The organism is Streptomyces sp. NA04227, from assembly GCF_013364195.1.
In the GTDB taxonomy this organism is placed as follows: domain Bacteria; phylum Actinomycetota; class Actinomycetes; order Streptomycetales; family Streptomycetaceae; genus Streptomyces.
In genome coordinates this window covers 3,960,388-3,978,050 of sequence record NZ_CP054918.1, presented here as the reverse complement: position 1 = coordinate 3,978,050, position 17,663 = coordinate 3,960,388, and the positions used below count along the sequence as shown (strand labels likewise).

General features: G+C 69.0%; 13 protein-coding genes. 9 read left to right on the top strand and 4 right to left on the bottom strand.

Translation table 11 applies throughout. The annotated features are described in order from the left end of the window. Nucleotides 1–59: 59 nt before the first annotated feature. Together HUT18_RS16885 and HUT18_RS16880 are read left to right on the top strand one after the other, a co-directional pair. On the top strand, nucleotides 60–1,352 hold the full coding sequence (locus tag HUT18_RS16885) for an MFS transporter (RefSeq protein ID WP_176101473.1): 1,293 nt from the start codon (nucleotides 60–62) through the stop codon (nucleotides 1,350–1,352). A 137-nt stretch (nucleotides 1,353–1,489) separates the two neighbouring features. Next, the gene (locus HUT18_RS16880; RefSeq protein WP_176101472.1) at nucleotides 1,490–1,993 is read left to right on the top strand and encodes a hypothetical protein; all 504 of its coding nucleotides are present in this window, start codon (nucleotides 1,490–1,492) and stop codon (nucleotides 1,991–1,993) included. 165 nt (nucleotides 1,994–2,158) lie between these two features. On the opposite strand, the gene HUT18_RS16875 is transcribed toward HUT18_RS16880, so the two are convergent. Then, the gene (locus tag HUT18_RS16875) at nucleotides 2,159–3,631 is read right to left on the bottom strand and encodes a CCA tRNA nucleotidyltransferase (protein ID WP_176101471.1); all 1,473 of its coding nucleotides are present in this window, start codon (nucleotides 3,629–3,631) and stop codon (nucleotides 2,159–2,161) included. 178 nt (nucleotides 3,632–3,809) lie between these two features. On the opposite strand from HUT18_RS16875, the gene HUT18_RS16870 reads away from it, so the two are divergent. From HUT18_RS16870 to trxA, 7 genes are all read left to right on the top strand, one after another. Next, entirely contained in the window at nucleotides 3,810–6,215 is a 2,406-nt protein-coding gene (locus tag HUT18_RS16870) for a DUF6049 family protein (RefSeq protein WP_176101470.1), read from the top strand. Nucleotides 6,216–6,258: 43 nt separating this feature from the next. Further along, complete coding sequence (gene murJ, locus HUT18_RS16865; RefSeq protein ID WP_176101469.1) at nucleotides 6,259–8,979, top strand: murein biosynthesis integral membrane protein MurJ; 2,721 nt, start codon at nucleotides 6,259–6,261, stop codon at nucleotides 8,977–8,979. Between the two features lie 119 nt (nucleotides 8,980–9,098). After that, entirely contained in the window at nucleotides 9,099–10,823 is a 1,725-nt protein-coding gene (locus HUT18_RS16860) for a protein kinase family protein (RefSeq protein ID WP_176101468.1), read from the top strand. 23 nt (nucleotides 10,824–10,846) lie between these two features. Continuing rightward, the gene (gene sigM, locus HUT18_RS16855) at nucleotides 10,847–11,560 is read left to right on the top strand and encodes an RNA polymerase sigma factor SigM (RefSeq protein WP_176101467.1); all 714 of its coding nucleotides are present in this window, start codon (nucleotides 10,847–10,849) and stop codon (nucleotides 11,558–11,560) included. Next, nucleotides 11,557–12,531 carry an anti-sigma factor gene (locus HUT18_RS16850; protein WP_176101466.1) on the top strand — a complete coding sequence of 325 codons (975 nt, stop codon included), beginning with the start codon at nucleotides 11,557–11,559 and terminating at the stop codon, nucleotides 12,529–12,531. The genes sigM and HUT18_RS16850 overlap by 4 nt, the downstream gene beginning before the upstream one ends. 346 nt (nucleotides 12,532–12,877) lie before the next feature. Next, a complete protein-coding gene (trxB, locus tag HUT18_RS16845; protein ID WP_176101465.1) occupies nucleotides 12,878–13,837 on the top strand; it encodes a thioredoxin-disulfide reductase in 960 nt (319 codons plus the stop codon). Nucleotides 13,838–13,876: 39 nt separating this feature from the next. Then, complete coding sequence (trxA, locus tag HUT18_RS16840; protein ID WP_176101464.1) at nucleotides 13,877–14,203, top strand: thioredoxin; 327 nt, start codon at nucleotides 13,877–13,879, stop codon at nucleotides 14,201–14,203. 103 nt (nucleotides 14,204–14,306) lie between these two features. Here trxA and HUT18_RS16835 read toward each other — a convergent pair whose 3' ends face one another. From HUT18_RS16835 to HUT18_RS16825, 3 genes are all read right to left on the bottom strand, one after another. After that, complete coding sequence (locus HUT18_RS16835; RefSeq protein WP_176101463.1) at nucleotides 14,307–14,924, bottom strand: GNAT family N-acetyltransferase; 618 nt, start codon at nucleotides 14,922–14,924, stop codon at nucleotides 14,307–14,309. A 315-nt stretch (nucleotides 14,925–15,239) separates the two neighbouring features. After that, nucleotides 15,240–16,370, bottom strand: a complete 1,131-nt coding sequence (locus HUT18_RS16830; RefSeq protein ID WP_176101462.1) for a ParB/RepB/Spo0J family partition protein — start codon at nucleotides 16,368–16,370, stop codon at nucleotides 15,240–15,242. Then, the gene (locus HUT18_RS16825) at nucleotides 16,367–17,443 is read right to left on the bottom strand and encodes a ParA family protein (RefSeq protein ID WP_176104591.1); all 1,077 of its coding nucleotides are present in this window, start codon (nucleotides 17,441–17,443) and stop codon (nucleotides 16,367–16,369) included. Before HUT18_RS16825 ends, HUT18_RS16830 begins: the two co-directional genes overlap by 4 nt. Between the last annotated feature and the right edge of the window lie 220 nt (nucleotides 17,444–17,663).

Here is a 17,663-nt window from a genome sequence, read left to right as displayed (position 1 = left end):
TGGGAAGTGTGCGACCGCCTTCGGCACTTTGGACGGCCCCATATGTGAGGCTGAGCCCCATGGCCGCTGTGGGATCCGTCGTGGGCGATCTGCGCACCCTGCTCCGTCTGCGGAACTTCCGGCGTCTGCTCGCCGTACGCCTGCTCTCCCAGGGCGCGGACGGCGTCTACCAGGTGGCACTCGCCACCTATGTCGTCTTCTCCCCCGAGGAACAGGCCTCGCCGGGCGCCATCGCCTCCGCCATGGCGGTCCTGCTCCTTCCGTACTCCCTCGTCGGGCCCTTCGCCGGAGTCCTCCTGGACCGGTGGCAGCGCCGTCAGGTCTTCCTGTACGGCAATCTGCTCCGGGCGGCACTGGCCTGTGCCACGGCGGCACTGATGCTGCACCGGGCCCCGGACTGGCTGTTCTACGCCTCGGCCCTGACCGTCACCGGCGTCAACCGCTTCGTCCTCGCCGGCCTCTCGGCCGCCCTGCCGCGCGTCGTCGACCGGGAACACCTCGTCCTCGCCAACTCCCTCTCGCCCACGGCCGGAACGCTCGCGGCCATCCTCGGCGGCGCGCTGGCCTTCCTCGTCCGGCTGACCCTCTCCGACTCCGACTCCGTCCTCGTCCTCATCGGGGCGGCCCTCTACCTCTGCGCCGCGCTCGCCTCGTTGCGCATGGCACGCGGACTCCTCGGTCCGGAACGGGAGTTGGGGCCCACCGGGCTCGCGCCCGCGCTGGCGGACACGGCGCGCGGGCTGCTCGCCGGAGTACGCCATCTGCGCGAACGACGCGTCGCCGCCCAGGTCCTCGGTGCGATGACGGTCATGCGGTTCTGCTACGGCGCGCTGACCGTCATGGTGCTCATGTTATGCCGGTACGCCTGGACCGATCCGCCGGTCGGCGCCGACGAGAACGGTGCCGACCGGGGGCTCGCGATGCTGGGCCTCGCGGTGGCCGTGTCGGGCGCGGGCTTCTTCGCGGCGGCCCTCGTGACACCCAGCGGCGTACGGAGGCTGGGGCCCCTCGGCTGGATCGTGGCCTGTGCCGCGGCGGCCGCCCTCCTCGAACCCGCGCTCGGCCTGACCTTCGCCCCCCTGCCGCTGCTCGTCGCCGCCTTCGTCCTCGGGCTGGTCACCCAGGGCTCCAAGATCGCCTCGGACACCGTGGTGCAGTCCGTCGTGGACGACACGTTCCGCGGCCGCGTCTTCTCCGTCTACGACGTCCTCTTCAACGTCGGCTTCGTCGCCGCCGCCGGAGTCGCCGCCCTGATACTCCCGCCGGACGGACGCTCCGTACCGCTCGTCCTCGTGGTGGCACTGCTCTACCTGTCCATTGCGGCGACTATGGCCCGCTTTGCCTCCAGGTAACTGTCACATCGGTGCCACAGACCACCCCTCGGTTGGAACCCTCGCACAGGCGGCCGCTAGCTTTACGCGAGTCTTATCCGCGCAGCACTAAGCGAGTTCTTCCGCGCCATCGCGCCACTCGTTCGAGGGGGACCCCCGTGACTACTCCGCCCCAGGGCCAGAACCCGTTCGCCCAGACCCCGCCCCCGGGCCAGCCGCAGGGCGGCAACCCCTACGGGCAGACGGCTCCGATGGGCGCCGCTCCCTACCCGCAGCAGCCGGGCAGCCCGTTCCCGGGGGCTCCGGTGCCGCCGCCGGCGAACAACAAGAAGAAGATCAAGATGATCCTCGGCATCGTCGGCGTTGTCGTGGTGGGCGGCATGATGATCGTCGGGTACGTGGCCGGCAAGGATGACGCGAAGACCGCGAAGGTCGGCGACTGCATGCACCGTGGAAACCAGAGCGACACCGACCCGGACCTCGAGGTCGTGGACTGCGAGGGCAGCGAGGCACAGTACAAGGTGACCGCCCGCGTCAAGGGCACCTACCTCACGTCGATTGCGGCGAGCGAGGCGTGCGCCAAGGAGACCAAGGACTTCGAGAACTTCTACAGCGAGCGCGGCGACGGCGAGGACTTCCTCCTCTGCCTGAAGAAGCTCTGAGCACCAACGACAACTCGTCCAACCTCGGGTTCTCCGCGCTGAGCTTCCGGGTGTACTGGGTAACTGGTGGGTGTTTCACGTGAAACACCCACCAGTGCAACCCGAAGCGGCGCCATGTTTCACGTGAAACATGGCGCCGCTTCGTCTCTCCGTCACCTGCCGGCCTCAGTCCTGAGGCTGCTCCGCCCACCACTCCTTGAGCGCCTTCACAGCGGCGTCCTGCTCCATCGGCCCGTTCTCCAGCCGCAGTTCCAGCAGAAACTTGTACGCCTTGCCGATGGCCGGACCCGGACCCACACCGAGCGTCTCCATGATCTGGTTGCCGTCCAGGTCGGGGCGGATCGCATCCAGCTCCTCCTGTTCCTGGAGACGGGCGATGCGCTCTTCGAGGCCGTCATAGGTGCGCGCGAGGGCGTTGGCCTTGCGCTTGTTGCGCGTGGTGCAGTCCGAGCGGGTCAGCTTGTGCAGACGGTCGAGCAGGGGCCCGGCATCGCGTACGTAGCGGCGCACCGCCGAGTCCGTCCACTCGCCCTCGCCGTAGCCGTGGAAGCGCAGGTGGAGTTCGACGAGCCGGGAGACCTCCTTCACCAGCTCGTTGGAGTACTTGAGCTGGGTCATGCGCTTCTTCGTCATCTTCGCGCCGACCACCTCGTGGTGGTGGAAGGAGACCCGGCCGTCCTTCTCGAAGCGACGGGTACGCGGCTTGCCGATGTCGTGGAGCAGGGCGGCGAGGCGCAGCGTCAGATCGGGGCCGTCCGTCTCCAGGTCGATCGCCTGCTCCAGGACGATCAACGAGTGCTCGTAGACGTCCTTGTGACGGTGGTGCTCGTCACGCTCCAGGCTGAGCGCGGGCAGCTCGGGCAGGACGTGCGCGGCGAGCCCGCTCTCGACGAGGAGGCCGAGGCCCTTGCGGGGGTGCGCGGAGAGGATCAGCTTGTTGAGTTCGTCCCGGACGCGCTCCGCCGAGACGATCTCGATACGGCCGGACATGGCCGACATCGCCGCCACCACGTCCGGGGCGACATCGAAGTCGAGCTGAGCCGCGAAGCGGGCCGCGCGCATCATGCGCAGCGGATCGTCGGAGAAGGAGTCCTCGGGCGCGGCCGGGGTCCGCAGTACGCGCTCCGCCAGGTCGCGCAGACCACCATGCGGGTCGATGAACTCCTTCTCGGGGAGTGCCACCGCCATGGCGTTGACGGTGAAGTCACGGCGGACCAGATCTTCCTCGATCGAGTCGCCGTAGGAGACCTCGGGCTTGCGAGAGGTGCGGTCGTAGGACTCCGAGCGGTAGGTGGTGATCTCGATCTCGAAGCGCTGCCGCGCGTCCCCGACCGTGGCCTCCTTCTGCGCGCCGACGGTGCCGAAGGCGATCCCGACCTCCCAGACGGCGTCCGCCCAGGGCCGGACGATCTTCAGTACGTCCTCGGGGCGAGCGTCGGTGGTGAAGTCCAGGTCGTTGCCGAGCCGCCCCAGCAGAGCGTCCCGTACCGATCCGCCGACCAGCGCGAGCGTGAAGCCCGCCTGCTGGAATCGTCGGGCAAGATCGTCGGCGACAGGGGACACCCTCAGAAGCTCGCTGACAGCACGATGCTGTACCTGGCTGAGGGCGCTGGGGGTGTCTTCGTAGGCATTCGGCACAACAGGAAAGGGTACGTGGCGGTCACCGCCCGGGTCTCCCCGGTAAACGGACCCGGGAAAGCCCCGTCGGCGCCGGTCGCAAGCCCGGTCCCGGGCACGTCGGCCCTCCACTCCTCGTTACGATGCCTGGACGCACATTCCGACGACCACTGACGACGAACGAGGGACGGGCGAGCGCGTGGCCGAGGCGGCAGACATCCAGGGGACGACTCCCTCACCTGCCCGCCGATGGCTCCAGCGTTCAGGCGCTTTTCTGGCCGCCGTGCCGCTTCTCGTCGGAGCGCTCCAGGCGCCGGCCGCCCACGGCGCCGAAGCGGCCGCGCCGAAGAAGGCGGCGACCGTCACGGAGAGCGCCACCACCTCCGGCGCACCGGCCGCCCCGTCGAAGGGGCCGGGTACCGGCTCCCGCAGCGTGGCAGTCTCGGTGGACTCGCTCACACCCGCCGTGCCCAAGGACGGCGACACCCTCACCGTGACCGGCAGTGTCACCAACCGCAGCAAGCGGACGATGAAGAGCGGTGGCGTCGGCCTGCGGATCGGCTCCCCGCTCGGCGGCCGCTCGGCGATCGACAACATCGCGCAGCGCAAGGGCTACGTACCCGGCCTCGAAGGCGCGGCGATCGACGACAAGTACACCGACGAGATCCCGACCCTGGCGCCCGGGGACCGCGGGCAGTTCCGTCTCTCGGTGCCGGTCGACGCCCTCGACCTCGGCCCGGACGGCGTCTACCAGCTGGGGGTCGCGTTCACCGGGCAGACCGATGTCGCGCCCTATCCCCAGGTGTTCGGGATCCAGCACAGCTTCCTGCCCTGGCAGCCGGAGAAGGCGGAGACCCGCACGCGTACGGCCTTCATGTGGCCGCTCATCTCCGACTCCCATCTGACGGCCGAGACGAAGGCGGACGAGCAGCAGACCCCGGTCTTCGAGAGTGACGCACTGGCCAAGGAAATCGGTCCCGGCGGCCGTCTCCAGCAGATGCTCGCGCTGGGCAGTGAGCTCGACGTGACCTGGGTGATCGACCCCGATCTGCTCGCCTCCGTCGACGCGATGACCAAGCGCTACAACGTGCGCGGCGAGGACAACACCACCGTCCCGGGGAAGAACCAGGCGGTGGCCAAGCAGTGGCTCAACGATCTGGAGACCGCGGTCAAGGGCGAGAAGATCGTGGCGCTGCCCTTCGCCGACCCCGATCTGGCGTCCCTGGCACACACCGGCAAGCGCGTCTCCGGCTCGCTGAGCCACCTCAAGGACGCGACGGATGTGGCGTCCAGCACCGTGCAGACGATCCTCCACGTGAAACCGAGCACGGACTTCGCCTGGCCGGTCGAGGGCGCCATCGACCCGTCCATCGTCGACGTGGCCACCTCGGCGGGCGCCCGGAACGTCATCACCCGCGCGGACAGCCTCAAGGACACCAGCGGCCTCCTCTACACCCCGAGCGCCCCGCGCCCCATCGGCGGCGGCGTCACCGCGGTGGTCTCGGACGCCCGGCTCTCCACCGCGTTCCGCGGCGACCTCATGAACGCGGACGCCTCCACCCTCGCGGTGCAGGAGTACCTGGCCCAGAGCCTGATGCTCATGCTCCAGGCCCCGGACAAGCAGCGCTCGGTGGTCGTCGCCCCGCAGCGGATGCCCACGGTGGGACAGGCCCAGGCCATGGCCCAGGTGATCCGCCTGACCCAGGACGGCAACTGGTCCGAGTCCCAGGACCTCACCGAGGCGGCCAAGGCCACGCCCGACCCCGATGCCGTCACCGCGGTGCCGTCGAGCCGGGCCTACCCCTCCTCGCTGCGCCGCCAGGAACTCCCGCTGTCCGCGTTCGAGGCGATCCGGAGCACCCAGGGGCGGCTGAACGGCTTCCAGGTGATCCTCTCGGACGCCTCCCGCGTGGTCACCCCCTTCGGGCGGGCCATAGACCGTGAGATGTCGAGCTCCTGGCGGGGCCGTACCAAGGAGGCGGAGCGCTTCCGCGGCGGCGTCTCCGGCTATCTGAACCGGCTCACCCACAGCGTCTCGCTGATCCAGAAGTCCGAGGCCAAGCTCTCCGGGCGCAGCGCCACGATCCCGGTGACGGTGCAGAACAACCTCTTCCAGGACGTGGACCATCTCGTCCTTCGCCTGACCTCGACGAAGCCGACCCGCCTCAAGGTGGGCGGCGGCCCCTACATGGAGAAGCCGATCCGCATCTCCGAGGGCCACGCCCAGTCGGTGAAGTTCACCACCACCGCCGAGGCCAACGGCCCGGTCGAGGTGATCGCACAGCTCTACACCCTCGACGGCCAGCCCTACGGCCCCGAGGTGCGGTTCAACGTGAACGTCACCGAGATCACGCCCACCGTGATGCTCGTCATCGCGGGCGGCGTGCTGCTTCTGGTCCTTGCCGGATTCCGGATGTACACGCAGCGCAAGCGCGCCGCGAGGTCCTCCGGTAACGGCCCCCAGGACGAATCGGACGGGAATCCGGCCTCCCCGCCGGGCTCCGACCCCACCGGAGACACCCCGGAGCACCCGAGTGACCCGGATCCGGACACCGCAGCGGAAAACGTGGACGCCTCCGCCCCGGGTGAGAGAGTGGACCGTTGAACGATGTCGTGGCCGTCCGGCCGGGGACTGAGGTGGGGTAACCATGAACGCGCCGTACGACGGTGACCGCGGGCAGGACGCGCGCCCGCCCGCGTCCCCCTCGGGCCCACCGGAGCCCGGTCAGGTGCCGCCCCAGCAGAACCCCGACGCGTACGCCCAGGGCCACGTCCCGGGCAACGGCTACGACCAGAACGGCTACCCGCAGCAGGGCTACGACCAGAACAACGGATACGTCCAGAACCCGTACCCGGCCGACGGCTACGCCCAGGGCGGCCAGGGCGGCCAGCCGCACGATCCCTACGCGCCCGCTCCCGGCCAGGGCCACCAGGGCCAGTACCCGCAGCAGCAGTACCCGCAGGACCAGTACGGCCGGCCTCAACCTCAGCACCCGCACGCCCAGCCGCAGAACGCGCAAGGCCAGTACCCGCCGGACCAGTACGCCCAGCCGCAGGCCCAGGACGCCTACGCGCAGAACCAGTACAGCCAGGACCCGTACCAGCAGGGTCACTACGCCCAGGATCAGTACCGCCAGGACCAGTACGGCGCGGACCAGTACGGCTCAGAACAGTACGGCCCGGACCCGTACGCCGCCGGTGCGTACGGCGCGCACCCGCAGAACGCCCACTCCCCGCAGTCGCCACAGGGCGGGCACGGGAACTACGAGCACGGCCCGTATCCGCAGCCGGGACCCGCCGACCAGCAGCCCGCGGCGCCCGTCGGCGCGTACGAACCGCAGCACGGGGCGTACGCCCAGCACCAGGCTCCCGGCCCGGCCCAGCCGCAGCATCCGCAGTACGCGCAGCAGCAGCCCCCCGCCGCGTACGGCCAGGATCCCCGGACGCAGCAGCAGGACCCCCGCGCCTGGGCACAGGCCGCCCCGCCCGCCGAGGGCCAGGGCGGGCACCCTCCGTACGGCGGGCAGGAGCAGGCGGAGCAGGCGAGTCAGTACGTCGGCGTGGACGACCTGGTGAGCCGGGCGGGTGCGGGCAGCCCCGACCACGACGCCTTCGCCCACCTCTTCCGGGACCAGCAGCACGACGGACCCCAGCGGCCACTGGATCCCGGTGCGGTGCCGCCGCCCTCCCCGGAGCCCGTACCGCCACCGCCGGCCGCCGCGCGGGCCTCCGGCGGCGGGCGCGCCTCGAGCATCCTCAAGTCGAGCGCCATCATGGCCGCGGGCACGATGGTCTCGCGGCTCACCGGCTTCGTACGGACCGTGGTCATCACCGCGGCGCTGGGCGCGATGCTGCTCGGCGACGCGTACACCATCGCGTACACCCTCCCGACGATGATCTACATCCTGACCGTCGGCGGTGGCCTCAACTCGGTCTTCGTTCCGCAGCTCGTGCGGTCGATGAAGGAGGACGAGGATGGCGGAGAGGCATTCGCGAACCGGCTGCTGACGATGGTCATGGTGGTGCTCGGTGTGATCACGGTGATCGTGGTCTTCGCCGCTCCGCTGCTGATCCGGCTCCAGTCCATTCCGGTGGCCAACGACGCGGCAGCGAACAATGTCGCCGTGACCTTCGCCCGGTACTGCCTGCCCACGATCTTCTTCATGGGCGTCCACGTGGTGATGGGTCAGATCCTCAATGCCCGGGGCAGGTTCGGCGCGATGATGTGGACTCCGGTCCTCAACAACATCGTCATGATCTTCACCTTCGGCCTGTTCATCTACGTGTACGGGACCGCGGACACCACCGGTATGCGGCCCGAGACCATCCCGCCGGAGGGTGTCCGCCTGCTCGGCATCGGCACGCTCCTGGGCCTCGTCGTCCAGGCGCTGGCGATGATCCCGTATCTGCGTGAGGCGGGTTTCCGGTTCCGGCCCCGGTTCGACTGGCGCGGCCACGGGCTCGGCAAGACGATAAAGCTCGCCAAGTGGACCGTCCTCTTCGTCCTCGCCAACCAGGCCGGTCTCATCGTCGTCACCCAGTTGGCCACCGCCGCGGGCAAGGACGCGTTCCCCGAGGGCGGCAAGGGCTTCCTCGCCTACACCAACGCCCAGCTCATCTGGGCCATGCCGCAGGCGATCATCACCGTCTCCGTGATGGCGGCGATCCTGCCCCGCATCTCGCGGGCGGCCGCCGACAACGACCCGGGCGCGGTTCGCGACGACATCTCCCAGGGGCTGCGGAGCTCCGCCGTGGCCATCGTCCCGGTGTCGTTCTCCTTCATCGCCCTCGGCATCCCCATCTGCACGCTGCTCTACTCTTCCACCGGGCTGGACGACGCGCGCTCCATGGGCTACATCCTCATGGCCTTCGGCGTCGGCCTCATCCCGTACTCCGTGCAGTACGTCGTGCTCCGCGGCTTCTACGCCTACGAGGACACCCGCACGCCCTTCTACAACACGGTCATCGTCGCCGCGGTCAACGCCGCCGCCTCGGCGCTCTGCTACCTCGCCCTGCCCCCGGACTACGCCGTGATCGGCATGGCCGCCTCCTACGGCCTCGCGTACGCGGTCGGTGTCGGCGTCGCCTGGAAGCGGCTCAAGGTGCGGCTCGGCGGGGACCTCGACGGCCCACAGGTGCTGCGGACGTACGCCAGGCTGTGCATGGCCTCGGTGCCCGCGGCCCTCGTCTCCGGTGCGCTCGGCTACTTCGTCCTCAAGACCATGGGCCAGAGCGTCCTCGGTTCGATCGCCGCACTGGTGGTCGGCGGGGTCGCTCTGCTGGCGGTGTTCTACGTGGCGGCCCGGAAAATGCGTATCCAGGAGCTGAACTCGATGGTTGCCATGGTGCGCGGACGCTTGGGCCGCTGAGAGCCGGGTAGCCGCACAACCATCATCGACCTCCGCGTGTCGTGCATAGAGGCAGAGTGTGGGCACAATTGGCTTTGGCGTCCGACCAGAGCGCAACGGATGGGGAGGCAGGAACGACGGTGGCGGAACGGAGCACAGCTGCCGTCGACGTGGCAGACAACAGCGGTGACGAGCCGCTGGCCGCCAAGGCGGAGGAAACCACGGCCGACGGGGTGGCCAGCACCCGGGACAAGGACACATCCACGGACGCGGAAGCGCCCCTGAACGAGTCGGAAAAGGACTCGGCGGAAGAGGCCACGAAACGGGTCCCACCCGAACTGCACAGCGGTCACAAGCTCGCCAGACGCTATCGGCTCGAGGAGTGCGTCACCCGTCTGGACGGTTTCAGCAGTTGGCGTGCCATGGACGAGAAGCTGCGCCGCGCGGTCGGTGTCCATGTGCTTCCCGCCGACCATTCCCGCGCCCGTTCGGTGCTCGCCGCGGCCCGTTCCTCCGCCCTGCTCGGTGACCCGCGCTTCGTCCAGGTCCTCGACGCGGTGGAAGAGAACGACGTCGTCTACGTGGTCCACGAATGGCTGCCGGACGCCACGGACCTCACCTCGCTGCTCGCGTCGGGCCCGCTGGAGCCGCACGACGCCTACCAGATGGTCAGCCATGTCTCCTGGGCGATGGCCGCCGCGCACCGTGAGGGACTCGCGCACCTGCGCCTGACGCCCAACTCCGTGCTGCGCACCTCCTCGGGCCAGTGGCGCATCCGCGGGCTCGCCGTCAACGCAGCGCTGCGCGGCGTCAGTTCGGACACCCCCCAGCGCACCGACACGGAAGCCATCGGCGCTCTGCTCTACGCCGCGCTCACCCAGCGCTGGCCCTACGAGGACGACGCCTTCGGCCTCTCCGGCCTGCCCAAGGGCGTCGGCCTCATCGCGCCCGACCAGGTACGGGCGGGCGTGCACCGCGGATTGTCCGAGCTGGCCATGCGCGCGCTCGTCAACGACGGTGCCACGGCCTCCCGTCAGGAACAGCCGTGCACGACCCCGGACGACCTGGTGAAGGCGGTCGCGGAGCTGCCGCGCATCCGCAAGCCGGAACCCACCTTCACACCGCCCCCGGAGTACCAGCGCACCACCTACCAGCAGGGCGCCTACGGACGCCCCGCCCCGCGGCCCGGTGTCGGCCGTCCCGTCGCGCCGCCGCCCGCCCCGCTGGAGAGCCGAACGGGCAGGGCACTGAAGTGGGGCGTCGCCGCACTCCTCATCGCCGCGCTCGGCCTCGGCAGCTGGCAGCTCGCGGACGCCCTCATGGACCGCCGGGGCGACGACTCCGGCAATTCGCGGAGCGAGGACGGCGACAAGAAGGACGGCGGGAAGCGCCCGGTGCTCCCGCTCACGGTGCAGGACGCCGCCGAGTACTACCCCGACGGCAAGCCCCAGCACCCGAGCGACGTCGCCCTCACGCACGACGACGACCCCGGTACGTACTGGCGCACGTACTCCTATACCGACGGTCCCACCCTCGCCCCCTACAAGAAGGGCGTCGGGATCGTCTACGATCTCGGCGGCGAGCGGGAAGTGACGGGTGCCTCAATCGGACTGCACTACCTCGGACCACGCACCGACGTGTCCCTGTACGCGGCCCAATCGCTCTCGTCCTCGACCCCGCTCGACTCTCTCCGGAAGATCGCCGACGGCACGACGGACGGCAAGGAACTCAAGGTTTCCGCAGCCGAGCCCGTCAAGACGCGGTACGTACTGGTGTGGATGACCGCCGCGCCGTACTCCGAAGGAGACGAGTTCAGCAAGGCCGGGTACAAGCAGGGCGTCACCGAAGTGACGTTCACCGGCTGAGACGTACGGAGGGGAGGGGGAGGGTGGACGAGGGCCTGGACCCCGGCGTCACCGATCAAGAACTCCTGTCCCGCCATGTCGCTGGGGACAGTGAGGCCTTCGGTGAGCTCGTACGGCGCCACCGCGACCGGCTCTGGGCGGTGGCCCTGCGCACCCTCGGGGACCGCGAGGAAGCCGCCGACGCCGTCCAGGACGCCCTGGTCTCCGCCTACCGCGCCGCTCACACCTTCCGTGGCCAGTCCGCGGTGACCACCTGGCTGCACCGCATCACGGTGAACGCCTGCCTCGACCGGGTACGCAAGGCCTCCTCCCGCAAGACGTCCCCCATCGACGACGACGCGCGCCTGGAGCAACTCCTCGAACCGCACGAGTCCGCCGCCGCCCCCGCCGAGCGCAACGACCTGCAGCGCCAACTCGTCGAGGCACTGAGCACGCTGCCCGCCGACCAGCGCGCTGCTCTCGTACTCGTTGATATGCAGGGCTACCCCGTCGCCGAGGCGGCGGGGACGCTCGGAGTGCCGGTCGGCACGGTGAAGAGCCGGTGCGCCCGGGGCAGGGCACGACTCCTTCCTCTGCTCTCCCACCTCCGAAGTGAGGTGGCTTCCGCCACGGGGAAGAAGTCTTCCTCGGGGGAACGGAACCAGGTGGCCGGTTCGTCCGTCCCATCCGCAGACAAGTCTGAGAACGGTGGCCCGGGTGGCCCCGCGGAAGTGAAGGGTGGAGGTGGACGAGCGTGACCGAGGCGGCCGAGCATCCCGATGTCGACGAGATCTCCGATCTCACCGAGACTCTGCTGACACCCGCCCGCAGCGAGGAGATCCGGCGGCATCTGGAGCTCTGCGTCGACTGCCGGGAGGTGTACGAGTCCCTGGAGGAGATCCGCGGGCTCTTGGGCACGCTTCCCCCGTCCACCCCGATGCCGGTCGATGTGGCCGAGCGGATCGACGCGGCCCTCGCCGCGGAGGCACTTCTGGCCGCGACGGCGCCGGAATGTTCGTCCACCGCGTCGGCCTCCAGCTCTTCGGCTTCCCTCACCGAAGCTTCGGCCGAGGACTCAGCCGAGGACGACGCTCCGCACGGCGGTGCGCATGTTTCACGTGAAACGTCGACGGCTCCCCGGACGGACCGCCCGGCGGGACATGCTCGGCGCAGCGCCTCCGGTCCCGGCCGGGGACAGCGGACACGAGGCCGCCGTCGCATGGTCGGTCTCGGCGCCGTCTTCACCCTCGCCGCGCTCGGCCTGGGCGGGATCATCGTCCAGGTGACCGGCGACGGAGGCACGACCGGCAACGGCTCGACGACCGCCGGCGGTGGCGGGGTCAGTCTCTCGGAGAAGAACCTCGAATCGCGCGTCGGTGAGCTCATGGCCCAGCGCAAGGGTCAGCCCTCCACCGAGTCACGTACGGACAAGCCCTCCTTCGACGTGAGGTCGAGCCCCGACGGCTCGGACTCCCAGGCGCCTCTGCGCAAGGAGGACGTCCCGTCCGTGAAGATCCCGTCCTGTATTCAGGAGGGGACCGGCCGGAAGAATCTGCCGCTGGCCGCGGAGAAGGGCACTTTCAACGGCAAGAGCGCCTTCCTCGTCGTGCTGCCGCATGCCACGGACGCGAAGCAGGTCTCGGCGTACGTGGTCGACGCTTCCTGTGCGGAGCAGCGCGGCTCCGACGCGGGCAAGCTCCTCTCGACGCACTCGTACGCGCGCCGCTGAGACCGGGCACAGCACCGGCGGGCACACGCTCCCGGCCGTAAGAGGCTCCGCCTCTGTGCTCGGTCCGTGCGTCCCCTCTACTCCTCTCCGAGGTCCGTCCCGTCCGCGTTCGGATCCCGCTCGGCGTCTCTCTTCCCTAGGCACGTGATGCCTCACCGGTACGGGCTGCCGCGGTAACGGCGTGCGTACGTATGCGTGGCGCTCGGCACAGCTGTCGAGGCACGGAAGTAGAGCGGGGACACGCGGTCCCCTCGGGAATGCACGCCCCTTAGGATCCGTTGGGTGGGGTGGGAGCGCTCAGGGTCCCCCCGGGAGAACGCAGTCGCCGAAGACAAGGAATCAAGCCGTGACCGACGTCCGTAACGTGATCATCATCGGCTCCGGGCCTGCCGGCTACACGGCAGCGCTCTACACCGCGCGCGCGTCGCTCAAGCCGCTGGTGTTCGAGGGCGCCGTCACCGCCGGTGGCGCACTCATGAACACCACCGAGGTGGAGAACTTCCCTGGTTTCCAGGACGGGATCATGGGCCCCGAGCTCATGGAAGGCATGCGTGCCCAGGCCGAGCGCTTCGGTGCCGAGCTGGTCCCGGACGACATCGTCTCGGTCGATCTCTCCGGCGAGATCAAGACCGTCACCGACACGGTGGGCACCGTCCACAAGGCGAAGTCCGTGATCGTGACGACCGGAAGCCAGCACCGCAAGCTCGGGCTGCCGAAGGAGGACGCCCTCTCCGGACGTGGCGTCTCCTGGTGCGCGACCTGTGACGGCTTCTTCTTCCGCGACCAGGACATCGCTGTGATCGGCGGCGGCGACACGGCCATGGAGGAAGCGACGTTCCTCTCGCGCTTCGCGAAGTCGGTGACCGTCGTACACCGCCGCGACTCGCTCCGCGCCTCCAAGGCCATGCAGGAGCGCGCCTTCGCGGACCCGAAGATCTCCTTCGTCTGGGACAGCGAAGTGGCGGAGATCCACGGAGACCAGAAGCTCTCGGGCCTGACCCTCCGCAACGTCAAGAACGGTGAGACCTCCGAGCTTCCCGTGACCGGCCTCTTCATCGCGATCGGCCACGACCCGCGCACCGAGCTCTTCAAGGGCCAGCTCGACCTCGACGACGAGGGCTACCTGATGGTCCAGTCCCCGTCGACGCGCACCAACATCGCCGGTGTCTTCGGTGCCGGTGACGTGGTGGACCACACCTACCGTCAGGCCATCACCGCCGCCGGCACCGGTTGTTCCGCCGCCCTGGACTCGGAGCGTTTCCTCGCCGCCCTCGCCGACGGCGAAGCCGCGGCAGCAGCCGTCTGACCACCCCCTCCCTCCCCCGAGATCAGTAAGGAGCCCGCCGTGGCCCTCAAGAAAGTGACCGACGCTACCTTCGACAAGGACGTGCTCCAGAGCGACAAGCCCGTGCTCGTGGACTTCTGGGCCGAGTGGTGCGGCCCGTGCCGCCAGATCGCTCCGTCCCTCGAAGCCATCGCCGCCGAGCACTCGGAGAAGATCGAGATCGTCAAGCTGAACATTGACGAGAACCCGGAGACCGCCGCCAAGTACGGCGTCATGTCGATCCCGACCCTGAACGTCTACAAGGGCGGAGAGGTCGCGAAGACCATCGTCGGCGCGAAGCCGAAGGTGGCCCTGGAACGCGACCTCGCCGACTTCATCGCCGAGTGACAACGGGGCACTGTTTCACGTGAAACATGCGGCGGGCCGGCCCTTCGGGGCCGGCCCGCCGCATGTTCTCTCTGTGCTGCCCTGGCGTGCCAACGCCCTTATCTCACAACGGCCGTAGCACCGGATCCTTCTGTACGGCTCCCAGGAGGCGGTCGATCGCCAACTCCACGTCCTCCTTCCACGACAGCGTGGAGCGCAACTCCAGCCGCAGCCGCGGGTAGGCGGGGTGGGGGCGGACGGTCTTGAAGCCGACGGCCAGCAGATGATCCGCCGGGAGGAGACAGGCGGGCTCTTTCCAGCGAGCGTCGCCGAACGCCTCGATGGCCTTGAAGCCCCGGCGCAGCAGATCCTTGGCAACGGTCTGCACCATGACCCGTCCCAGCCCCTGCCCTTGGAACTCAGGCGTGATCCAGGCAGTCATCAGCTGTACGGTGTCGGGGGAGACGGGGCTTGTGGGGAAGGCCGTCGCTCGCGGCACATAGGCAGGTGGGGCGTAGAGCACGAACCCCACGGGACAGTCGTCGACGTAGACGACCCGGCCGCAGGAGCCCCAGTCCAGGAGGACGGCGGAGATCCAGGCTTCCTTCTCCAGCTCGGGAGTTCCGGCCTTTACGGCGTCCCGTCCACTGACGGCGTCGAGCTCCCAGAAGACGCAGGCGCGGCATCGGCTGGGCAGGTCCGAGAGGTTGTCCAGTGTGAGCGGTACGAGCCGACGCCCCATGAAGGCTGTTCCTCGCTTCCTTCACCGACCGCGCTCCGTACAGCACTCAGGGCGCCACGCTCCCTGAGCAGGCTGCCGACGAAGCCTCCGACCACCCCCAGGCCCAGGCCCGCGGTCACCAGTCCAGCACGGCTGACGGTGCGCATGGCCCACTCCTCGGGAGATGCCGACGATCGGTTGTGCCATACCTGTCGGCATCGTATCGACGAACGGATTGCCTCGAAACCGTGTGAAAGCAAAGAGCGGGTCGTGTTCCGGTACACACCGGACACGACCCGCTTCCCGTCTCGTCACCTCGGGACCTGGTCCCGGGGATCAGCTCTCGTTCTCGTCCTCAGCTTCGGCTACGACTTCGCCTTCGGCTTCCTCCTGCGGCTCCCCCGACTGCATGACCGGCCCCTCGCCGGGAGCCAGGGTGCCGAGAATGCGCTCCAGATCCTCTATCGAGGCGAACTCGACGACGATCTTGCCCTTCTTCTGACCGAGGTCGACCTTCACCCGGGTCTCGAAGCGGTCGGACAGTCGAGAGGCGAGATTGCTGAGCGCCGGGGAGACTCGGGCACCCGCACGCGGCCCCTTGGCCCGAGGAGCGCTCTGCGGGCGCGAGCCCATCAGCGTCACGATCTCCTCCACCGCCCGTACGGAGAGACCCTCCGCCACGATCCGGTGGGCGAGGCGGTCCTGCTCCTCCGAGTCCTCGACGGAGAGCAGCGCACGCGCATGACCTGCCGAGAGCACCCCTGCGGCCACACGCCGCTGCACGGCGGGCGAGAGCTTCAGCAGACGCAGGGTGTTGGAGACCTGCGGGCGGGAGCGCCCGATGCGGTCGGCCAACTGGTCGTGTGTACAGCTGAAGTCCTTCAGGAGCTGGTCGTAGGCCGCGGCCTCTTCCAGCGGGTTGAGCTGCGCTCGGTGCAGGTTCTCCAGCAGGGCGTCGAGAAGCAGCTTCTCGTCGTCCGTCGCCCGCACGATGGCGGGGATGTTGTCCAGCCCCGCTTCGCGGCAGGCCCGCCAGCGGCGCTCACCCATGATGAGCTCATAGCGCCCCGGGCCCAACTGCCGTACGACAACGGGCTGGAGAAGGCCCACTTCCTGGATGGAGGTGACGAGCTCGGCGAGCGCGTCCTCGTCGAAGACCTCACGCGGCTGGCGCGGGTTCGGCGTGATCGCGTCGAGCGGGATCTCCGCGAAGTGGGCACCCGCCGGGGAGCTCACCTCGTCGGCCTCGGTCACCGGCGGCTCGTCGTTCTCCGGGGAGACCGTGCTCTGGGGGAGCGTGGCCACCTTGGCTGCCGCCACTCCGCGTTCGGCGGTGAGCAGGGGAACACCCCCGGACGACGCCGAGACGCTCTCCTCCTGCGTTGCCGGTACGGACCTCTCCGGAGTCGGGGCCGCGGGAATCAGCGCGCCCAGGCCACGACCCAGCCCTCTCCTACGCTCGCTCATTGGATCCCCTCCGCCGTGTTCTGCTGCTCATTCTGCGGGCCCACATAGCCCTGATGCTCGTCGTACCGGATGCCTACACCGCGCAGAGCGATCTCGCGGGCTGCCTCCAGATAGGAGAGCGCGCCACTGGAGCCCGGATCGTATGTCAGGACCGTCTGCCCGTAGCTGGGCGCCTCGGAGATACGGACCGAGCGCGGAATGCTCGTCCGCAGGACCTCTTCACCGAAGTGGCTGCGCACTTCCTCGGCCACCTGCGAGGCGAGCCGGGTCCGGCCGTCGTACATCGTGAGCAGGATCGTGGAGACATGCAGCGTGGGGTTGAGGTGTCCGCGGACCAACTCGACGTTCCGCAGAAGCTGACCCAGTCCCTCAAGTGCGTAGTACTCGCACTGAATCGGGATGAGGACCTCGGCCCCCGCAACCAAGGCGTTGACGGTCAGCAGTCCGAGGGAAGGCGGGCAGTCGATGAGCACATAGTCCAACGGCTGCTCATAGGCGGCGATCGCCTTCTCAAGACGACTCTCGCGGGCCACCAGCGACACCAGCTCGATCTCCGCACCGGCGAGATCGATCGTGGCGGGGGCACAGAAGAGACCCTCAACATCCGGTACCGGCTGCACCACTTCGGACAGCGGCTTGCTCTCCACCAGGACGTCGTAAATGGAGGGCACTTCAGCGTGGTGGTCGATCCCCAGCGCCGTCGAGGCGTTGCCCTGCGGGTCGAGGTCGATCACCAGCACCCGGCCACCGTGCAGCGCAAGTGAGGCTGCCAGATTGACCGTTGTCGTGGTCTTCCCGACGCCGCCCTTCTGGTTGGCGACCACCATGACCCGGGTCTCTTCCGGGCGAGGGAGTCCTTCGCCCGCCCGCCCCAAGGCCTCCACAGCAACCTGGGCAGCACGACCGATGGGGCTGTCGTCCATCGGGCTCGGTGTTTCACGTGAAACATCCTCCCCCGTCGTCTCGGTACGGGGGCCGGGGACCGGATCGGTCATCGGTCCCGCGAAGTTGGCGTCGGACCGCAAGGATTCACTCTCCTCGGCTACAGGCTCGCAATGAACAGAGCCTCCCATGTCTTCGGGGTCGGGAACCAGCGAGCCCCTGTCTTCTGTGGAGAACTCCACCGTTGTGGAAAACTCCGCACCCCTTTCGGGGGATCTGAGGGCTCCCAGGGGCTTGCGGTCACGTGGATCAGCCGCAGTACGACCGCGACTGATGATGCCATGCAAGAGCGAACGACGTTTCACGTGAAACAGAGTGCCGAGCACCCACGGCCCCTACCCCAGCGACACC